At 71.1% G+C, this 16,102-nt stretch carries 15 protein-coding genes; 8 read left to right on the forward strand and 7 right to left on the reverse strand.

Features of this window, described 5'->3' with window-relative positions:
• Positions 1 to 62: 62 nt before the first annotated feature.
• The 3 genes from FH610_RS35550 to FH610_RS35560 all read left to right on the forward strand — a co-directional run bounded on the left by FH610_RS35550 (position 63) and on the right by FH610_RS35560 (position 4,424).
• The gene (locus tag FH610_RS35550) at positions 63 to 539 is read left to right on the forward strand and encodes a hypothetical protein (RefSeq protein ID WP_205826309.1); all 477 of its coding nucleotides are present in this window, start codon (positions 63 to 65) and stop codon (positions 537 to 539) included.
• Positions 536 to 1,711 carry a zinc-dependent alcohol dehydrogenase gene (locus FH610_RS35555; RefSeq protein WP_139579627.1) on the forward strand — a complete coding sequence of 392 codons (1,176 nt, stop codon included), beginning with the start codon at positions 536 to 538 and terminating at the stop codon, positions 1,709 to 1,711. Before FH610_RS35550 ends, FH610_RS35555 begins: the two co-directional genes overlap by 4 nt.
• Positions 1,712 to 2,159: 448 nt before the next feature.
• Entirely contained in the window at positions 2,160 to 4,424 is a 2,265-nt protein-coding gene (locus tag FH610_RS35560; protein ID WP_139579628.1) for a HelD family protein, read from the forward strand.
• Positions 4,425 to 4,482: 58 nt separating this feature from the next.
• Here the strand turns inward: FH610_RS35560 and FH610_RS35565 are convergent, their stop codons facing one another.
• Positions 4,483 to 4,983 carry a hypothetical protein gene (locus tag FH610_RS35565; RefSeq protein WP_139579629.1) on the reverse strand — a complete coding sequence of 167 codons (501 nt, stop codon included), beginning with the start codon at positions 4,981 to 4,983 and terminating at the stop codon, positions 4,483 to 4,485.
• A 140-nt stretch (positions 4,984 to 5,123) separates the two neighbouring features.
• Between FH610_RS35565 and FH610_RS35570 the strand changes: the two genes are divergently transcribed.
• Positions 5,124 to 5,657, forward strand: a complete 534-nt coding sequence (locus tag FH610_RS35570) for a peptidylprolyl isomerase (RefSeq protein ID WP_139579630.1) — start codon at positions 5,124 to 5,126, stop codon at positions 5,655 to 5,657.
• Positions 5,658 to 5,779: 122 nt separating this feature from the next.
• Positions 5,780 to 6,643: a rhomboid family intramembrane serine protease gene (locus FH610_RS35575; protein WP_139579631.1), complete on the forward strand. Its 864-nt coding sequence runs from the start codon at positions 5,780 to 5,782 to the stop codon at positions 6,641 to 6,643.
• Here FH610_RS35575 and FH610_RS35580 read toward each other — a convergent pair.
• Positions 6,636 to 7,349 (reverse strand): TetR/AcrR family transcriptional regulator, encoded by a 714-nt coding sequence (locus FH610_RS35580; protein WP_139579632.1) that lies wholly within the window; start codon positions 7,347 to 7,349, stop codon positions 6,636 to 6,638. The genes FH610_RS35575 and FH610_RS35580 overlap by 8 nt on opposite strands.
• Before the next feature lie 113 nt (positions 7,350 to 7,462).
• On the opposite strand from FH610_RS35580, the gene FH610_RS35585 reads away from it, so the two are divergent.
• Together FH610_RS35585 and FH610_RS35590 are read left to right on the forward strand one after the other, a co-directional pair.
• Positions 7,463 to 8,197 carry an SDR family oxidoreductase gene (locus FH610_RS35585; protein ID WP_139579633.1) on the forward strand — a complete coding sequence of 245 codons (735 nt, stop codon included), beginning with the start codon at positions 7,463 to 7,465 and terminating at the stop codon, positions 8,195 to 8,197.
• Positions 8,198 to 8,262: 65 nt separating this feature from the next.
• Positions 8,263 to 8,469, forward strand: coding sequence for a 4-oxalocrotonate tautomerase family protein (locus tag FH610_RS35590; protein ID WP_139579634.1), 207 nt, complete (start codon positions 8,263 to 8,265; stop codon positions 8,467 to 8,469).
• A gap of 131 nt (positions 8,470 to 8,600) precedes the next feature.
• Here FH610_RS35590 and FH610_RS35595 read toward each other — a convergent pair whose 3' ends face one another.
• On the reverse strand, positions 8,601 to 8,846 hold the full coding sequence (locus FH610_RS35595) for a cell division protein CrgA (protein WP_139579635.1): 246 nt from the start codon (positions 8,844 to 8,846) through the stop codon (positions 8,601 to 8,603).
• Between the two features lie 195 nt (positions 8,847 to 9,041).
• On the opposite strand from FH610_RS35595, the gene FH610_RS35600 reads away from it, so the two are divergent.
• Positions 9,042 to 9,620, forward strand: coding sequence for an anthranilate synthase component II (locus tag FH610_RS35600; RefSeq protein ID WP_041952911.1), 579 nt, complete (start codon positions 9,042 to 9,044; stop codon positions 9,618 to 9,620).
• Positions 9,621 to 9,823: 203 nt separating this feature from the next.
• Here the strand turns inward: FH610_RS35600 and pknB are convergent, their stop codons facing one another.
• The 4 genes from pknB to FH610_RS35620 all read right to left on the reverse strand — a co-directional run bounded on the left by pknB (position 9,824) and on the right by FH610_RS35620 (position 16,095).
• On the reverse strand, positions 9,824 to 11,740 hold the full coding sequence (pknB, locus tag FH610_RS35605) for a Stk1 family PASTA domain-containing Ser/Thr kinase (RefSeq protein ID WP_139579636.1): 1,917 nt from the start codon (positions 11,738 to 11,740) through the stop codon (positions 9,824 to 9,826).
• 67 nt (positions 11,741 to 11,807) lie between these two features.
• On the reverse strand, positions 11,808 to 13,295 hold the full coding sequence (locus FH610_RS45375) for a serine/threonine-protein kinase (protein ID WP_276607725.1): 1,488 nt from the start codon (positions 13,293 to 13,295) through the stop codon (positions 11,808 to 11,810).
• Complete coding sequence (locus FH610_RS35615; protein ID WP_139579637.1) at positions 13,292 to 14,749, reverse strand: peptidoglycan D,D-transpeptidase FtsI family protein; 1,458 nt, start codon at positions 14,747 to 14,749, stop codon at positions 13,292 to 13,294. Before FH610_RS35615 ends, FH610_RS45375 begins: the two co-directional genes overlap by 4 nt.
• Positions 14,746 to 16,095, reverse strand: a complete 1,350-nt coding sequence (locus tag FH610_RS35620; RefSeq protein ID WP_139579638.1) for an FtsW/RodA/SpoVE family cell cycle protein — start codon at positions 16,093 to 16,095, stop codon at positions 14,746 to 14,748. The genes FH610_RS35615 and FH610_RS35620 overlap by 4 nt, the downstream gene beginning before the upstream one ends.
• Positions 16,096 to 16,102 lie beyond the last annotated feature (7 nt).

The following is a 16,102-nucleotide window of genomic DNA, read 5'->3' on the forward strand; positions in this document are numbered from 1 at the left end:
GGCGGATAGAGCCCATGAGCGGGGGTAGCACCCGAGAAGTCGGCCGTGGAGGGGGCGAAGCCATGAAACGTCTCGTTGCCGGAGCGGCGGCGCTCGCGGTTGCCGGCCTGGGGATGGCGCGATGGGCGGCCGCGCGTGCCCGGGTGCCGGCCGCGGCGAAGGACCCGCTGGAATCCAGCCGCTGGATGGGCGTCACCGTCAACCGGCCGCCGGACGAGGTCGCCCCGGCCGGGCACCTGCCCGAGCCGCTGGCCCGGGTGGACGCCGAGGTGCGGATGAACCGGGCGCCCGGCGACCGGGGCACGGAGATCTACGCACGGCCGAGGGAGCACCGGGCCGGCGCCGACGGCGTCCTCGCCCGGCTGCGGGGTGAGGACCCCCGCACGGAGATCCGTACGGCGCTGCGCGAGACGAAGTCCCTGCTGGAGACCGGCGACGTGCTGCGCTCGGACGAGGAGATCGCGACGACCCGGCCGACCCTGCCGGGCAAGGTCCTCGACATGGCGCTGGGACGTGCCTCCGAAGGGGGGCGGCTGTGAAGGCGCTGTGCTGGCAGGGCGTGAACGAACTGTCGGTCGAGCAGGTGCCCGACCCCGCGATCCTCAACGCCCAGGACGCGATCGTGAAGGTGACGGCGAGCACCACCTGCGGTTCCGACCTCCACCTGCTCGGCGGCTACATCCCGGCCATGCGGGCCGGTGACGTCATCGGGCACGAGTTCATCGGCGAGATCGTCGACGTCGGCCCCGAGGTGAGCCGGCACCGGCCGGGCGACCGGGTGGTGGTCTGCTCGATCATCGGATGCGGCCGCTGCTGGGCCTGCCGTCACGACGAGTGGTCGCTGTGCGAGAACAGCAACCCCAATCCGGGCGTCACGGACCTGATGTGGGGCGGCACGACCGCGGGCATCTTCGGCTACTCCCACGCGATGGGCGGCTTCCGCGGCAGCCACGCCGAGTACATCCGGGTGCCCTTCGTGGACTACAACGCGTTCACCGTTCCCGAGGGCGTCTCGGACCTCGACGCCCTGTTCGCCTCCGACGCCGCCCCCACGGGCTGGATGGGCGCCGAGCTCGGCGGCGTACGGCCGGGAGACGTGGTCGCGGTGTGGGGGTGCGGCGCAGTCGGCCAGATGGCGGCCCGGGCCGCCATGCTCCTCGGCGCCGAGCGGGTCGTCGCGATCGACCGCTACCCGGAACGGCTGGCCATGACCGCCCGGCACGTCGGCTGCGAGGTGATCGACTACACGAGCACCGACGTCACCGCCGAGCTGCGCGAGCGCACCGGCGGCCGGGGCCCGGACGTGTGCGTCGAGGCCGTCGGCATGGAGGCCGACAGCACCGGGATCCAGCGCGTCTACGACGGCGTCAAGCAGCAGCTGCGCCTGGAGCAGGACCGCCCGATCGCGGTGCGGGAGGCGATCCACGCCTGCCGCAAGGGCGGCTCGGTGTTCGTGCTGGGGGTCTTCGCCGGCTTCGTGGACAAGTTCCCGCTCGGCGCGCTGATGAACAAGGGCCTCACGCTGCGCGGTGCGCAGCAGCACGGCCAGCGGTACATCCCGAAGCTCCTCGACCGCATCGCGAAGGGCGATCTGAAGACCTCCTACCTCGCGACGCACACCATGACGCTCGACGAGGGGCCCAAGGGCTACGACATGTTCAAGCACAAGAAGGACGGCTGCGTCCGCGCCGTCTTCCGCCCCTGGGCCTGACCCGTGGGAGAGCGCCCGCCGCCTCCGTGAGGAGGCGGCGGGCCGGTGATCTCAGCGTACGGCCGGGGCGGCCAGCCGTTCCGCCTCGTGGTGCAGTGCCTCGATGAGGACGAGCTCCAGGCGGAGCTTGTCGTCCACGAGGCTCTCGAGGACGTCCATCCGGGCCTCCTTGTTTCCAAAGACGTCCCGCGGCGCGCGACGGTTGACCATGGCGCGATGCGAATCCGGACGAAATGTGGCGATGCGTCCCGCCGATCGCGCCGTACGCCGGTTACCCAGGACGGACGCGACATCACTCACATCAGTCACATAAGTCTCGGAAAACAAAAAATCCACCCCAGAGCGGAGTGGACGGAGGCGTGCCGCACCACAGGGGCGCGATGCCGTATAGTGAGAGATTCCCAGTTATCTGAAAGTCAGACGCTCTCACTAGGAGTTTATCACAGGAATGGGTGACCGTCAATCCGACTCCGCTCGCGCCGAGGCCCTGCGGATCGAGCAGTCTCATGTCTCCATGGTGTACGGCCGCCTCGACATCGCCCGCGAACGGGCCGAGCGCGGCATGCGGGAAGTCCTGGCCCGCGGCGGCGCGGGAACCCGGCAGGCCGTCGTGGAGCGGGAGGTGGCGGCGGCCGAGCACGCCCGCCGCCTCGCGCAACTGTCGGCCGTCGAACGCGGCCTGTGCTTCGGCCGCATCGACGACGCCGGGGGCGAGACCCTCTATATCGGCCGCATCGGGCTGCGCGACGACGACCACACGTCCGTGCTCGTCGACTGGCGGGCCCCCGCCGCCCGCCCCTTCTACGTCGCCACCCCCAGCGACCCGGGCTCCCTCGTACGCCGCCGGCACCTGCACACGCGGCACCGCGACGTCGTGGGCATCGACGACGAGGTCTTCGACCTCGACCGGATGGCCGACGGAGACCGCCGTACGCTCGTCGGCGAGGCCGCGCTGCTCGCGGCGCTGCGCCGCGGGCGCACCGGACGCATGGGCGAGGTCGTCGCCACCATCCAACGCGAGCAGGACCGGGTGATCCGCTCCGGCCTGGCGGGGGCACTCGTCGTGCAGGGCGGGCCGGGCACGGGCAAGACCGTCGCCGCCCTGCACCGCGCGGCGTACCTGCTCTACACCCACCGCGACACGCTGGAGCGGCGCGGCGTGCTCGTCGTCGGCCCCAACGCGACCTTCTCCCGCTACATCGGCCAGGTGCTGCCCGCGCTGGGCGAGACGCAGGTGGTGCTGACGAGCATCAGCGGGCTCCACCCGGGGGTGCGGGCCACCGCCGAGGACGAGCCGGCCGTCGCCGTCGTCAAGGGCGACCCGCGCATGGCCGGGGTGGTCGAGGAGGCGGTCCGCGACCGCGAGCGCGTGCCGGCGGGCGACCTGGAGGTGAAGATCCCGATCCGCACGTCGGTGCGCGGCGGCGTGGAGGTCGTGGTCGAGGAGATGACGCTGCGGGTGGACCACGCCACCTGCCTGCGGGCCCGCGACCGCGCACGCGGCCTGCGGCGGCAGCACAACATCGCCCGGTGGACGTTCGTGGACCAGGTGCTGCGGGCGCTGGCCCGGGACGAGGCCGTCACGCTCGACCGGCCGCTTGAGGACGGCGACCTGCGTTATGCCGCCACGACCCTGTGGGAGCACCGGTCGGTGCGCGACGCGCTCGACGCCCTGTGGCCGGAGCTCACCCCCGAGCGGCTCGTCCGCGAACTCCTGTCGGACGAGGAGCGGCTGCGTACGGCGGCCGGGCCCTACCTGACGGAGGAGGAGCGCGCGCTCCTGCTGCGGCCCCGCGAGGCGCCGTGGACGGTCGGCGACGTCCCCCTGCTGGACGAGGCCGCCGAACTGCTCGGCGAGTACGACTACGGAGCGGGGGCCAGGCGGCGCCGCGCGGAGGACGAGCGCCGCGAGGAGGAACTGTACGCGCGGGAGGTCCTGACCATCACCGACGTCGACCCGGTGCTCGACGCGTCCCTGCTGGCCGGCCGCAACCGCGACGACGGGCCGTACGTGACGACGGCCGACCGGGCCGGCCGCGACCGCACCTGGGCGTACGGGCACGTGATCGTGGACGAGGCGCAGGAGTTGTCGGCGATGGCCTGGCGGACGGTGATGCGGCGGGTCCCGGCCCGCTCCCTGACGGTCGTCGGCGACATCGCCCAGACCGGCTCGGCGGCGGGCGCGCGGTCGTGGGGCGAGATGCTCGACCCGTACGTGAAGGGACGCTGGCGCGAGGAGCGCCTGCTGGTCAACTACCGGACGCCGGCCGAGATCATGGAGGTCGCGGCCGACGTGCTGCGCGCCGTGGCGCCCGGGGAGGAGCCGCCCGAGTCCGTCCGGTTCGGCGGCGCCCGCCCCCGCGCCGTGCCCGCCGACGGCACCGACCTGCGGCAGCTCGTGGAGTCGGAGCTGCGCGAGATCGGGGAGGGGCGGGTCGGCCTCGTCACTCCGGACGCCCGGCACGCGGAGGTCGCCGCGCTGTTCCCCGAGGCCGTCGATCCCCTGGACAGCCCGGTGGCCGTCCTCACCGTGCGCGGCTCGAAGGGCCTGGAGTTCGACGCCGTGGTGGTCGTGGATCCCGACGGCATCCTGCGTCAGTCGCCGAAGGGCGGCCAGGACCTGTACGTCGCCATCACCCGGGCGACCCGGAGGCTCACCGTGGTCTACGAGGACCGTCTCCCCGCCGTACTGCACCGCCTGGAGACCTCCTAGACGCAATACGGCCGGCGTTGGGGGAACGCCGGCCGTACTGGTGGCTGTGAGGGACGTGCTAGGACATTTTTCCCGAGATCTCGTCGGCGGCCTTGTCGGCCTTCTCGCCGACTTCCCCGGCCTTGTCTCCGACCCACTTGCTGGCGTCGGAGCCGGTGTGCCGCATGCTCTCCCGCATCGTCTCGGTCCAGCGCTGGGCGTTGTTGCGGTACATCGCCACACCCACCGCGCCGATCGCGACGCCGCCCAGCAACGCGACGACCGGCCAGCGCCTGCGGGTCTTCCTGGCGCTGCTCACGTCGATCCGGCGGGCCAGCTCGGTCAGGAACGCGCTCACGATCGGAGCGATCTGCTCCTCGACCGACTGCGCCGCCTGGTCGAGCTTCGGCGCCGCCCAGATCCTGGCGTCCTCGATCCGATGGGTGGCGAGATCCCGTGCGGTCTCCGCCACCGGGCTCATCCGGCCGCCGGCCTTCGTCGCCTGTTCTCTCATCCTGCTCAGCCACGTTTGCGGGATGACCACTTCGGCGCGGCGCCTTCTGTTCATTGTCAGGGACACGATCAACCTCCCCAATCGACGGGGCCCCGGAACGACCCCTTCCCGGATGGTTGTGGCTCAATCACGAGCGGTGCTTGAAGGCATGCTCGATACCCTGTTCACCGGACAACTAACACGAGCTACCAAAGGGGGCGGCCCTCGTGGCTGACAACCTCATCGCGAATCTGCGCACGAACCACGGCACGATCCGTGTGCAGCTTTTCCCCAACAAGGCGCCGAAGACCGTGCGCAACTTCGTCGAACTCGCCGAGGGCACCCGGGAGTGGACCCACCCGGAGACCGGCGAGAAGCAGACGAACGTCAAGCTCTACGACGGCACGATCTTCCACCGCGTCATCAACGGGTTCATGATCCAGGGCGGTGACCCGCTCGGCCAGGGCATCGGCGGCCCCGGCTACGACTTCGACGACGAGATCCACCCCGAGAACCAGTTCAACCGGCCCTACCTGCTCGCCATGGCGAACGCGGGCAAGCGGTTCGGCAAGGGCACCAACGGCTCCCAGTTCTTCATCACCGTCGCGCCGACGCCGCACCTCAACCAGGGGCACACGATCTTCGGTGAGGTGATCGAGGGCACCGAGGTGGTCGACGCGATCGCGAAGACCCCCACCGGCCGCAACGACCGGCCGGCGAACGACGTGGTCCTCGAAGAGGTCACCATCGAGCGGTCCTGACGCCGCCCCTTCCGACGCTCCGGAGACGCCTCGGCCCCGCGAACACGCGGCCGGGGCGTTTCCGGCTTATAGGCTGGCTGGTGGATGCGCCCCCGCACAGGGACCCGCCCAGGAAGGACCCCATGACCTCCCAGCCTCCGCCGCCCCCGCAGCCGGGGGCGCAAGCCGTGCCCACCTGCTACCGGCACCCCGAGCGCGAGACCTACGTCCGCTGCCAGCGCTGCGAGCGCCCGATCTGCCCCGACTGCATGCGCGAGGCGGCGGTCGGCCACCAGTGCCCCGAATGCGTCCGCGAGGGCAGTCGCGAGGTGCGGCAGGCCCAGGCGACCTTCGGCGGTGCCGCCGTGGCCACGCCCCGCGTCACGTGGACCCTGCTGATCCTCAACGTGCTCGCGTACGGGGCCGAGGTCCTGCGCCCCGACGAGGTCGTCCAGCGGTTCGCGATGTGGTCGCTCGGGGTCCACATGGGCGAGTGGTGGCGGCTGATCACCAGTGCCTTCCTGCACTCCCCGCCGCCGTCGTTCTGGCACATCCTGTTCAACATGTGGGCGCTCTACGCCCTCGGCCCCGAGCTGGAGCGCAGGCTCGGCGCCGGCCGGTTCGCCGCGCTCTACCTGCTGTCGGCGCTGGGCGGCTCGGTCGCCATCTACCTGTTCGGCACGTCGGCCGTCGGCGCCTCCGGCGCCATCTACGGCCTGTTCGGCGCGTTGTTCGTCGTCGCCCGCAGACTGGGCTACGACGCCCGCGGCGCTCTCTGGCTGATCGGCATCAACGTGGTGCTCACGTTCGTCGTGCCGGGCATCAGCTGGCAGGGCCATCTCGGCGGGCTCGTGACCGGCACGATCCTCGCCGCCGGCTTCGCCTACGCTCCGCCGCGCAACCGCACCCTCGTACAGGCCGGCGTCGCCGCCGCGGTGCTGGTGGCACTGGTCCTGCTCGTCACCATGCTCCCGCCGTACGGCCTGCTGGAGGGCGCCATCACCTGACGCTCCCCGCACCGGGCTGCGTGATGCGGTCGAGCCAGCGCCGGAGCAGGGCGGTCTCGACCGGCTCGAGGGCGTCGGTGCCGGCGAGGTCGAGCTGCGCGCGCAGGCGCAGCGCGGCCTCGTGGAGGGGATCGGCGTCCTCCCGCACGGTCGCCTCGGTGAGCACGTGCGCGAACACGGCGTCGCGCATGCGGTGGGACAGCGCCGGGTCGTCGAAGAGCTCAGGACTGGCGATGTGGTCGAGCGCGGCCCCGACGCTCGCGGACAGGATCAGCCGGGCGGCGAGCGGCGGCTCCACTCTCAGCGCGCCGATCGCCGCGCACCGTACGAGCGTCGCCTCCAGAAGTTCGAACACCCGGTCGCGAGCCGTGGACCGGGACCACGGCCGAGGCGTGAACATGAGCTGGTAGAGGGCCTGGTTCTCCCGGGCGAACGCCATGTGGCCGTCCCAGCCGGCCCGGAGGTCGGCCACCGGGTCGGTCGTCCGCTCCTGCGCTGCCTTTAGGGCGGCGTAGCGCTCGTACCCGTGGTCGGCGACGGCGTCGAGGAGCCCTCGCTTGTCGCCGAACAGCCGGTAGAGCACGGGCTGGGTCACGCCGACCGCTTCACAGACCGCCCGCGTGGCGATGTCGTTGTCCGCGGACGTCGCCAGTTGCTTCTCTGCGGCCTCGATCATCGCCGCACGTAGGGTGTCCGCATCTGCCATGTAACCAATGATACGGAAGTCCGCTAGCGCCGATACGGACATCGTGCTAACGTCTGTCTCGTAACGCCGATACGGGCAAGCCGTATCGACGATATAATCAAGGGGGTCCTCCAATGAGTGATCAGCGCGTGGCCGTCGTCACCGGCGGCTCCCGCGGGATCGGCCGGGCGGTCGCGACGACGCTGGCCGCGCGCGGCTTCGCCGTCGTCGTGGGATACCAGGGAGCTGCCTCCGCAGCGGCCGAGGTGGTCGACGCCGTCACGTCGGCCGGAGGCCGGGCGATCGCGGTGCAGGCCGACGTCGCGGACGAGAACGCGGTCGCGGCGATGTTCGAGGCGGCGGACAAGGAGTTCGGCGGGGTCGACGTCGTCGTCAACTCGGCGGGGCGCCTGTCGCTGTCCCCGATCGCCGAGCTCGACCTCGACGACCTGGACGCCCTGCACCGCACCAACATCCGCGGCACCTTCGTCATGGCGCGGGAGGCCGCGCGCCGCGTGCGCGACGGGGGAACGATCATCACGATGTCCACGTCCGTCGTGGGCCTGCAACTGCCCACCTACGGGGCGTACGTCGCCAGCAAGGGCGCCGTCGAGGCGATGACGCTCGTGCTCGCCCGCGAACTGCGGGGGCGGCAGATCACGGTCAACGCGGTGGCGCCCGGCCCGACCGCCACCGAACTGTTCCTCGACGGCAAGGACGAGGCCACCATCGAGCGGATGGCCAAGCAGCCCCCGCTCGAACGACTCGGCACCCCCGAGGACATCGCGGAGGTCGTCGCCTTCCTGGCGAGCCCCGCGGGGCACTGGATCAACGGCCAGGTCGTGCGCGCCAACGGCGGCATCGTCTGACCCCGCCGCACTCCTCCGCCACATTCCGGCCCGGAAACGCCCGAAACAATCCGAAAGGAACGACCATGCCGTTCGCCAACCTCAAGGTGCCCGCCGACACCCTGACCCCCGAGTCCAAGAAGAAGCTCATCGACGCCGTCACCGACGCCTACGCCGAGGTGTACGGCGAGCGGGCCCGGGCAACCACCCTGGTCCTTCTCGAGGAGGTGCCGGACGGCGGCTGGGGCCTCGGCGGGAACGTCCTCACCGCCGAGATGCTCGGCCGAAGCTGACCCTCCTCGCGGCCGGGCCGGGCATTCGTCGCCCGGCCCGAACCCGGCGCCGACCCGGCCAGGGGGCCGCTCGGCGCCTGCTGCCCACAGGCTGTGGATAAAGGCTGTGGAAAGAATCTAAAGAAAGCAGCCTAACGCCACTTCGTCGAGAGTACGACGCCGACGATGATGAGCCCGAAACCGATCAGCAGGTTCCAGTTCGCCAGGCTGGAGATGCCGGGAACGGTCGGCGCGATGTAGTAGATCGCGATCCAGGCGATACCGATGATCCAGCAGACCACCATGACGGGGGCGAGCCAACGGGGGCTGACCTTCACCGTCTGCGACTTCTGCGGCGGCGTGTAAACGGCCTTCTTGCGGGTCTTCGACTTGGGCACGGGAGCTTCTCCTGGTGGGTACCCGCGCGGTCGTGCGGGCTGGTGTCAATAGCGTAATCGCTGTGGCGGTGAAGTCCCGAGCAAGGATAGTCGGCGCGGACCCCACCGGGCGATCCCCCATGCGGGATTGCCGTACGCTGAAAGTCCGATTTCCGCTCGGCACACCCAGCCACCCCGGTGAAGCGGGAGACACCTATGAGCCCGATCCGGGTGCTCGTGGTCGACAATCACGACAGCTTCGTGCACACGATCGTGCAGTATCTGCGCGGCCTGGGCGCGGACTGCGACGTACGGCCGCGCGACCACGTCGCCGTGGGCGACGCCGACGGCTTCGACGCCGTGCTCGTGTCACCGGGGCCCGGCACGCCGGAGGCCGCCGGGGTGTCGGTGTCCCTCGTACGGCACTGCGCCGAGCGCGGCCTGCCGCTACTCGGGGTCTGCCTCGGCCACCAGGCCATCGCCGTGGCGTACGGGGCCGCGGTGGACCGCGCGCCCGAGCTCATGCACGGCCGCACCAGCCTGATCTCCCACGACGGGCGGGGCGTGTTCCGGGAGCTCCCGTCGCCGGTCACGATGACGCGCTACCACTCGCTCGCCGTGGTCCCCGGCACCGTGCCGGACGCGCTGGAGGTGACGGCCACCACCCCGGACGGTGTCATCATGGGCCTGCGCCACCGCGATGCCCCCATCGAGGGCGTGCAGTTCCACCCCGAGTCGGTCGTGTCCGAGCACGGCCATCGGCTGCTCGGAAATTGGCTCGCGCAGATCGTGTAACGCTTTCCGCTCTCGTTACGACTAGAAGAGTGAGGGCTTCCGCCATTGCCCCCGAGTGGCGGAAGCCCTTCTTCATGCCCTGCGTCGGTTCGTCCGGCCGGCTGGAGGCCAGAGCGTGCTGTCGCGGCCGGGCCGGCCGGAACGCCGATGAAACGCCGACGGCGGCCACCGCCTCGCGGTGACCGCCGTCCGCTCATCTCGTTCTAGTTGCCGAACGGGTTGTCCCCGCCCTCCCCGGGCGGCCCGATCTGCACGCCGCCGCCGTCCCCGCCGTCTCCGCCGCCGTCACCACCGCCTCCGGTGCCGTCACCGCCACCGTCTCCAGTGCCGTCCGTCGGCGTGTCGGTGGGCTCGCCGGTCGGCTGCTGCTGCTGCGACGGGCCGCTGGAGACCGTCAGCGTGATTGTGGTTCCGGGGTTGAGCTTCGCCCCCGCCTGCGGCGACTGGTCGATGACGTTGCCCTCCGGCACCACGTCGCTCGGCTGCGGCGACGTCTTGACCTTGAAGCCGGCGCCCTTCAGCGTCTGGGTCGCGTCCTCGAGCGTGAGGCCGACGACGCTCGGGACCTCCGTCATGTCCTTGGGCACGTACAGCCGGACCAGGGCGCCCTTCTCGACCTTCTCGCCGCCCTTGGGGCTGCTGTCGAAGACCTTGCCCTGCTCCTTGGTGGAGGCCTTCGGCACGATGCTGACCTTCAGCTCCAGCGCCTCCAGTTCGGCCCTGGCCTCCTCCGGCGTCTTGCCGATCAGGTCCTCGGGGACGGTGACCTTCTCCTCGCCCTTGGACACGACGACGGTGACCGTGGCCCCGCGGTCGGTCTGCTCGCCCCCGGCGGGGTCGGTGCTCACGACGGCGCCCTTGGGGACGTCGCTGTTGTACTCCTCCGGTCCGAAGGCGACCTTGAATCCGGCCGCCTGCAGCGCCTGCTCGGCCGCCGCCTTCGTCTGGTTCGTCACCCTCGGCACCTCGACCTTGTCGGCCGTGGAGGAGCCGCCGGACCCCAGGAACGCGTAACCGATACCGATCATGGCGCCGATCACCACCAGCGGGATCAGGATCCACAGGGTGGTCTTCAGCGCGGTGTTGCCGCCGCCGCTGCGCCGTCGCCCGTCGTACCGGCCGCCGCCGCGCTCCTCTTGGGCGTACTCGTAGTCGGGGATGGCGCGGGTGTTCTGCGTCATGGGAGCGCCGCCTGCGGTGGTCATCGTCCGCGTGCGGTCCGCCGAGCCATACCCGTTGTACTGCTGGGTGGCCATCGCCATCGTCTGCGGGTCGACCGGCATGCCCGACAGGGCCCGCTGGATGTCGCCGCGCATCTCCGTGGCGCTCTGGTAGCGGTGGAGCGGGTCCTTGGCCATCGCCTTGAGCACGATCGCGTCGGCCCACTGCGGGATCTCGGGGTCGATCCGCGACGGCGGGATCGGGTCCTCCCGCACGTGCTGGTAGGCGATCGCCACGGGTGAGTCGCCGGTGAACGGCGGCTGGCCGGTGAGCAGCTCGTACAGCACGCAGCCGGTCGAGTAGATGTCGCTGCGGGCGTCCACGCGCTCGCCGCGGGCCTGCTCGGGGGACAGGTACTGCGCGGTGCCGATCACCTGCGCCGTCTGGGTCATCGTGGCGGCGGAGTCGGCCATGGCCCGGGCGATGCCGAAGTCCATGACCTTGACCTCGCCGTTGACCGTCAACATGATGTTGGCCGGCTTGATGTCCCGGTGGACGATGCCGCCCCGGTGGCTGTAGTCCAGCGCTCGCAGGATGCCGTCCACCAGCTCCATGGCCCGCTCGGGCAGCAGCCGCCGGTCGGCGCGCAGCAGGTCGCGCAGCGTCCGCCCGTCGACGAACTCCATCACGATGTACGGCACGGGCGTGCCGTCCATCATGTCCTCGCCGGTGTCGTACACGGCGATGATCGACGGGTGGTTGAGCGAGGCGGCGGACTGCGCCTCACGCCGGAAGCGCGCCTGGAACGTGTGGTCCCTGGCGAGGTCGGAGCGGAGCGTCTTGATGGCGACGACACGGTCCAGCCGGATGTCCCGGGCGCGATACACCTCGGCCATGCCGCCACGCCCAACGACGCCGTCCAGCTCGTAGCGTCCGCCGAGAAGTCGTGGCTGAGTCATTTCCTGCACTGTCCCTTGCCGTTCATCGTGGGGTGCCACCGGTCTCCATCATCGACCCCTCTTCTCATCACTCCCCCTCATCCGGAGGGCTCGTGTCGGGTGGGGCGTCCGTAGGGGGCGGAGTCTCACTGGGTTCCGTGGCCGGGGTGGACGTCGGAGTCGGGGTCGAGGTCGGGGACGAAGCCGGTGTGGGCGTCTGGGTGGTTGATGCCGACCTGCTTACGGTAGCCGACGGAACGGCGCTCGGCTCGTCCGACGTCGCCGGAGCTGTCGGCTGATGCGTCCGCGGAACCTCTGACCTGTTCGTACGTGCCGGCGACGGCGATGGCGACGGCGAGGGGGACGGCGAGACGGGCGCGGCCGTCTCACCCGGGTCCGGCGGCGATTCGCCCGTATGGGCGGCGGTGAAGGCCAGGACCCCGATGCCCACCGCGGCGGCGCAGCCGGCCGTCGCGAGGAGCAGGGTCGCGCGACGGCGGCGTCGCCCGCCGACCGGCCCCTGACCAGCGGGGCGCCGGGTTCGGGCGTCGGGGGCGCCAGCGGGAGCCCTGCGTGCGGCGGCCGGAACCGGGCCCAGCGGCGCGGTGGCGCCGGGACGCGGGGCGTCGGCTCCCGCGGGCTCACCCAGGGGCGCCGTCAGGCCGGGCGCGGCCGGAGGGATCGTGCGGCCGGCGCCGCCTGCCGCGGGGAAGCCCTGGGGGTCGGTCAGTGAACCGAGGAACGCCGTCGAGGCCGCCGTGCCCGCGAGGGTCTCGCGCAGCACCCGCACCCTGTCGAGGAGCATCGGCCCGGTCTCCGGCCGCGCGGCCGGGTCCTTGGCCAGCATGGCCATCACGAGGGCCGCCACCGGCGCGGGCACGTTCCCCGGCAGTGGCGGGGGCGTGTCGTTGAGGTGCCGCAGCGCGAGCGCCACCGGGGTCTCCGCCGTGAACGGCGGGCGGCCCGCGAGGCATTCGTAGGCCACCACCCCGAGCGAGTAGACGTCGCTCGCCGGGGTGAGGGTGGTGCCCGACGCCTGCTCCGGGCTCACGTACTGGGCGGTGCCGAGGATGGTGCCGGTCGCGGTCAGCGGCGCGGCCTCCAGGGCGCGGGCGATGCCGAAGTCGGTGATCTTTACCTGGCCGGTCTCGGTGACGAGCAGGTTGCCGGGCTTGACGTCGCGGTGGATCACCCCGGCGCGGTGGGCCGCGTGCAGGCCCCGGGCGGTCTGCTCGACGAGGTCGAGCGTGACGTCCGGCCCGAGCACGCCGTTGCGGGCGAGGATGGCCGACAGCGGCTCGCCCCTCACCAGTTCCATCACGAGATAGGCCAGGCCGTCGCTCTCGCCGTAGTCGAAGACCTGGGCGATCCCGGGGTCGGTCAGGGCGGCGGTGATCCTGGCCTCGGAGCGGAACCGGTCGCGGAAGGTGGCGTCGCCCGCGACATGGCGGCCGAGCAGCTTGATCGCCACCTCCCGGCCGAGCAGTTCGTCGTCGGCCCGCCAGACCTCGCCCATGCCGCCCGCGGCGATGGGGGAGGTCAGCCGGTACCGCCCGCCGAGCACCGTGTCCGTCACTGTCCGAGCACCGCCTGCATGACGTCGTGGGCGATCGGCGCGGCCACCGCACCGCCGGTGGCGTCGTTGCCGGCGCTGCCGGACTCCACGAAGACCGCCACGGCGACCTTCGGGTCCTCCACCGGGGCGAAGGAGATGAACCACGCGTGCGACGGCTTGCCCGGCAGGGTCTCCGCCGTGCCCGTCTTGCCCGCCACGGTGATGCCGGGGAGCTTGGCCGCGCCGCCGGTGCCGTGCTCGATCACGCCGATCATCATCTTGGTCAGCTCGCCGGCCACCTCGGGGGTGACGGCCTCGTCCAGCTCGTCGGGGTCGGTCCCGTCGATCTCCGCGCCGTCCGGTCCCATGATCTTGTTGACCAGGTACGGCTTCATCACCGTGCCCTGGTTGGCGATGCCGGCCGCGACCATCGCCATCTGCAGCGGGGTCATCTGGTTGCTCTGCTGGCCGATCGCGGTCTTGGCGAGAGCAGCCTTGCCCTCGTCCGGGCCGATGTTGCTGGCCGCGACGCCGAGGGGGATCTCCAGCGGCTGGCCGACCCCGAACTTCTCGGCCTGCTCCTTGAGCTTGTCGTAGCCGACGTCCATGCCCATGATGGCGAACGGCGTGTTGCAGGAGATGGTGAGCGCCTGCACCAGCGTCGCCCGGCCGCCGCACGACTCGCCGTGGTAGTTGGGCAGCGAGATGTTCGTGTCCGGCAGCGGCAGCGAGTCGGGCGCGTCGACCTGCGTGTTCTCGTCGCGAGAGGTGTCGTCGCTGAGGTAGGCCGCAGAGGTGACCGTCTTGAACGTGGACCCCGGGGCGAACGTCAGGTCGATGGCCCGGTTGAGCAGCGGCTTGTTGTCGTCCTTGTCCAGCTTGTTGTACGCCGCGTTCACCTTGGCCTTGTTGACTTGGGCCAGCGGGTTCGGGTCGTACGACGGCACCGACACCATCGCGAGGATCTTGCCGGTCTTCGGCTCGAGCGCGACGACCGCGCCGCGCTTGCCGGTGCCGGCCAGGTCCTTGTACGCGATCTCCTGGGCCTTGGTGTTCAGCGTGAGGTCGACGCTCGCGCCCTTGGCGGGCTTGCCGCTGACCATGTCGATGGCCCGGCGGACCACCAGGTCGGGGTGGCTGCCGTCGAGGTAGCGGTTCATCGCGGCCTCGATGCCCGAGGCGCTCTCCGGCGCGAACCAGCCGACGACGTGCGTGAACGGCTTGCCGAGCGGGTACTCGCGCTCGAACCGGAACGTCTTGTCCCCGCTGTCCACGGTCTTTGCGAGCGTCGTCTTGCCGTTGTCGGCGGTGATCCAGCCGCGGTCGATCGCGTACCGGGCGTAGAAGCCCCGGACGTTGCGCGAGTCGGTCCGCAGCCCGTCGGCCTTCACCGTGCCGATGTAGGTCACGTTGGCCATGAGCAGGCCGAACATGAGCAGGCAGGCCACGGAGACGCGTTTGAGCGTGCTGTTCATCGCTGCATCACCTGCGTGAGTCCCTCGTCCTGGATCGCCTGCGGCGGCGGCCGGCGGGCCGCGTCGGACATCCGTACGAGCAGGGCGATGAGCATCCAGTTGGCCAGCAGCGCCGAGCCTCCGGCGGACATGAACGGCGTCACGAGACCGGTCAGCGGGATCAGCCGGGTCACGCCGCCGACGATGATGAACACCTGCCAGGCGAGGATGAACGACAGGCCGCCCGCGAGCAGCTTGGTGAACGGGTCACGGGCGGCCAGCGACGTGCGCAGCCCCCGCTCGACGATGAGCGCGTAGATCATCAGGATCGCCATCAGGCCGGTGAGACCCAGTTCCTCGCCCGTCGCGGTGAAGATGAAGTCGGAGAACGACAGCGGGATCAGCTTGGGGTAGCCCTGGCCGAGCCCGGTGCCGAGGATGCCGCCCGAGCCCATGGCGAACATGCCCTGCATGAGCTGGTAGCTGCCGCCGCCCGCGTCGTACAGCGCGGGGTCCTCCGCGTGGAGCCAGACGTTGAAGCGGGCCTCGACGTGACTGAAGACCTGCCCGGCGAGGAAGGCGCCGCCGACGAACAACAGGATGCCGATGAGCACCCAGGAGGTGCGCTGGGTGGCGATGTAGAGCATCGCGATGAACGCGCCGAACAGCAGCAGCGAGGTGCCGAGGTCCTTCTCCAGGACCAGTGTGGCGATCGCGAAGCCCCAGGTGATGAGCACGGGCCCGAGGTCGCGGGCGCGGGGCAGGTCGATGAACAGCAGCCGCCGGCCGGCGAGGGCGAGCACGTCGCGCTTGGCTACGAGATAGCCCGCGAAGAAGACGACGAGGGCCAGCTTGGCGAACTCACCGGGCTGGATCGAGAACCCGCCGATGCGGATCCAGATCTTGGCACCCTGGACCTCGCTCAGCGACCCGGGCAGCAGCGCCGGGATTGCCAGCAGCACCACGCCGACGAACCCGGCGGTGTAGGTGAGGCGCTGCAAGGTGCGGTGGTCCTTCAACACGATCAGGGTCGCGGAGAACATCACCACGCCGAGCGCCGTCCACATGAGCTGACTCGTCGCGGACGCGCCGGGCTGCCCGGCCTGCTCGATCCGGTAGATCATGACCAGGCCGAGGCCGTTGACCAGCGTCACGAGGGGAAGCAGAAGGGGGTCGGCCCACGGCGCCCACTTGGCGAGCACCAGGTAGGCCGCGAGCATCAGACCGCCGAGGCCGAGGCCGTAGCCGAGCATGCCGGACGGGATCTTGCCGTTGATCCCGAGCCCGACGCCGGCGTACGCGCCCATCACGATCAGCACGGCGAAGGCGAGCATGCCCAACTGGGCGCCGCGCCTCTTCGCGGTCATCGGTACG

It is taken from the genome of Microbispora catharanthi (assembly GCF_006334915.2).
In the GTDB taxonomy this organism is placed as follows: Bacteria; Actinomycetota; Actinomycetes; order Streptosporangiales; family Streptosporangiaceae; genus Microbispora; species Microbispora catharanthi.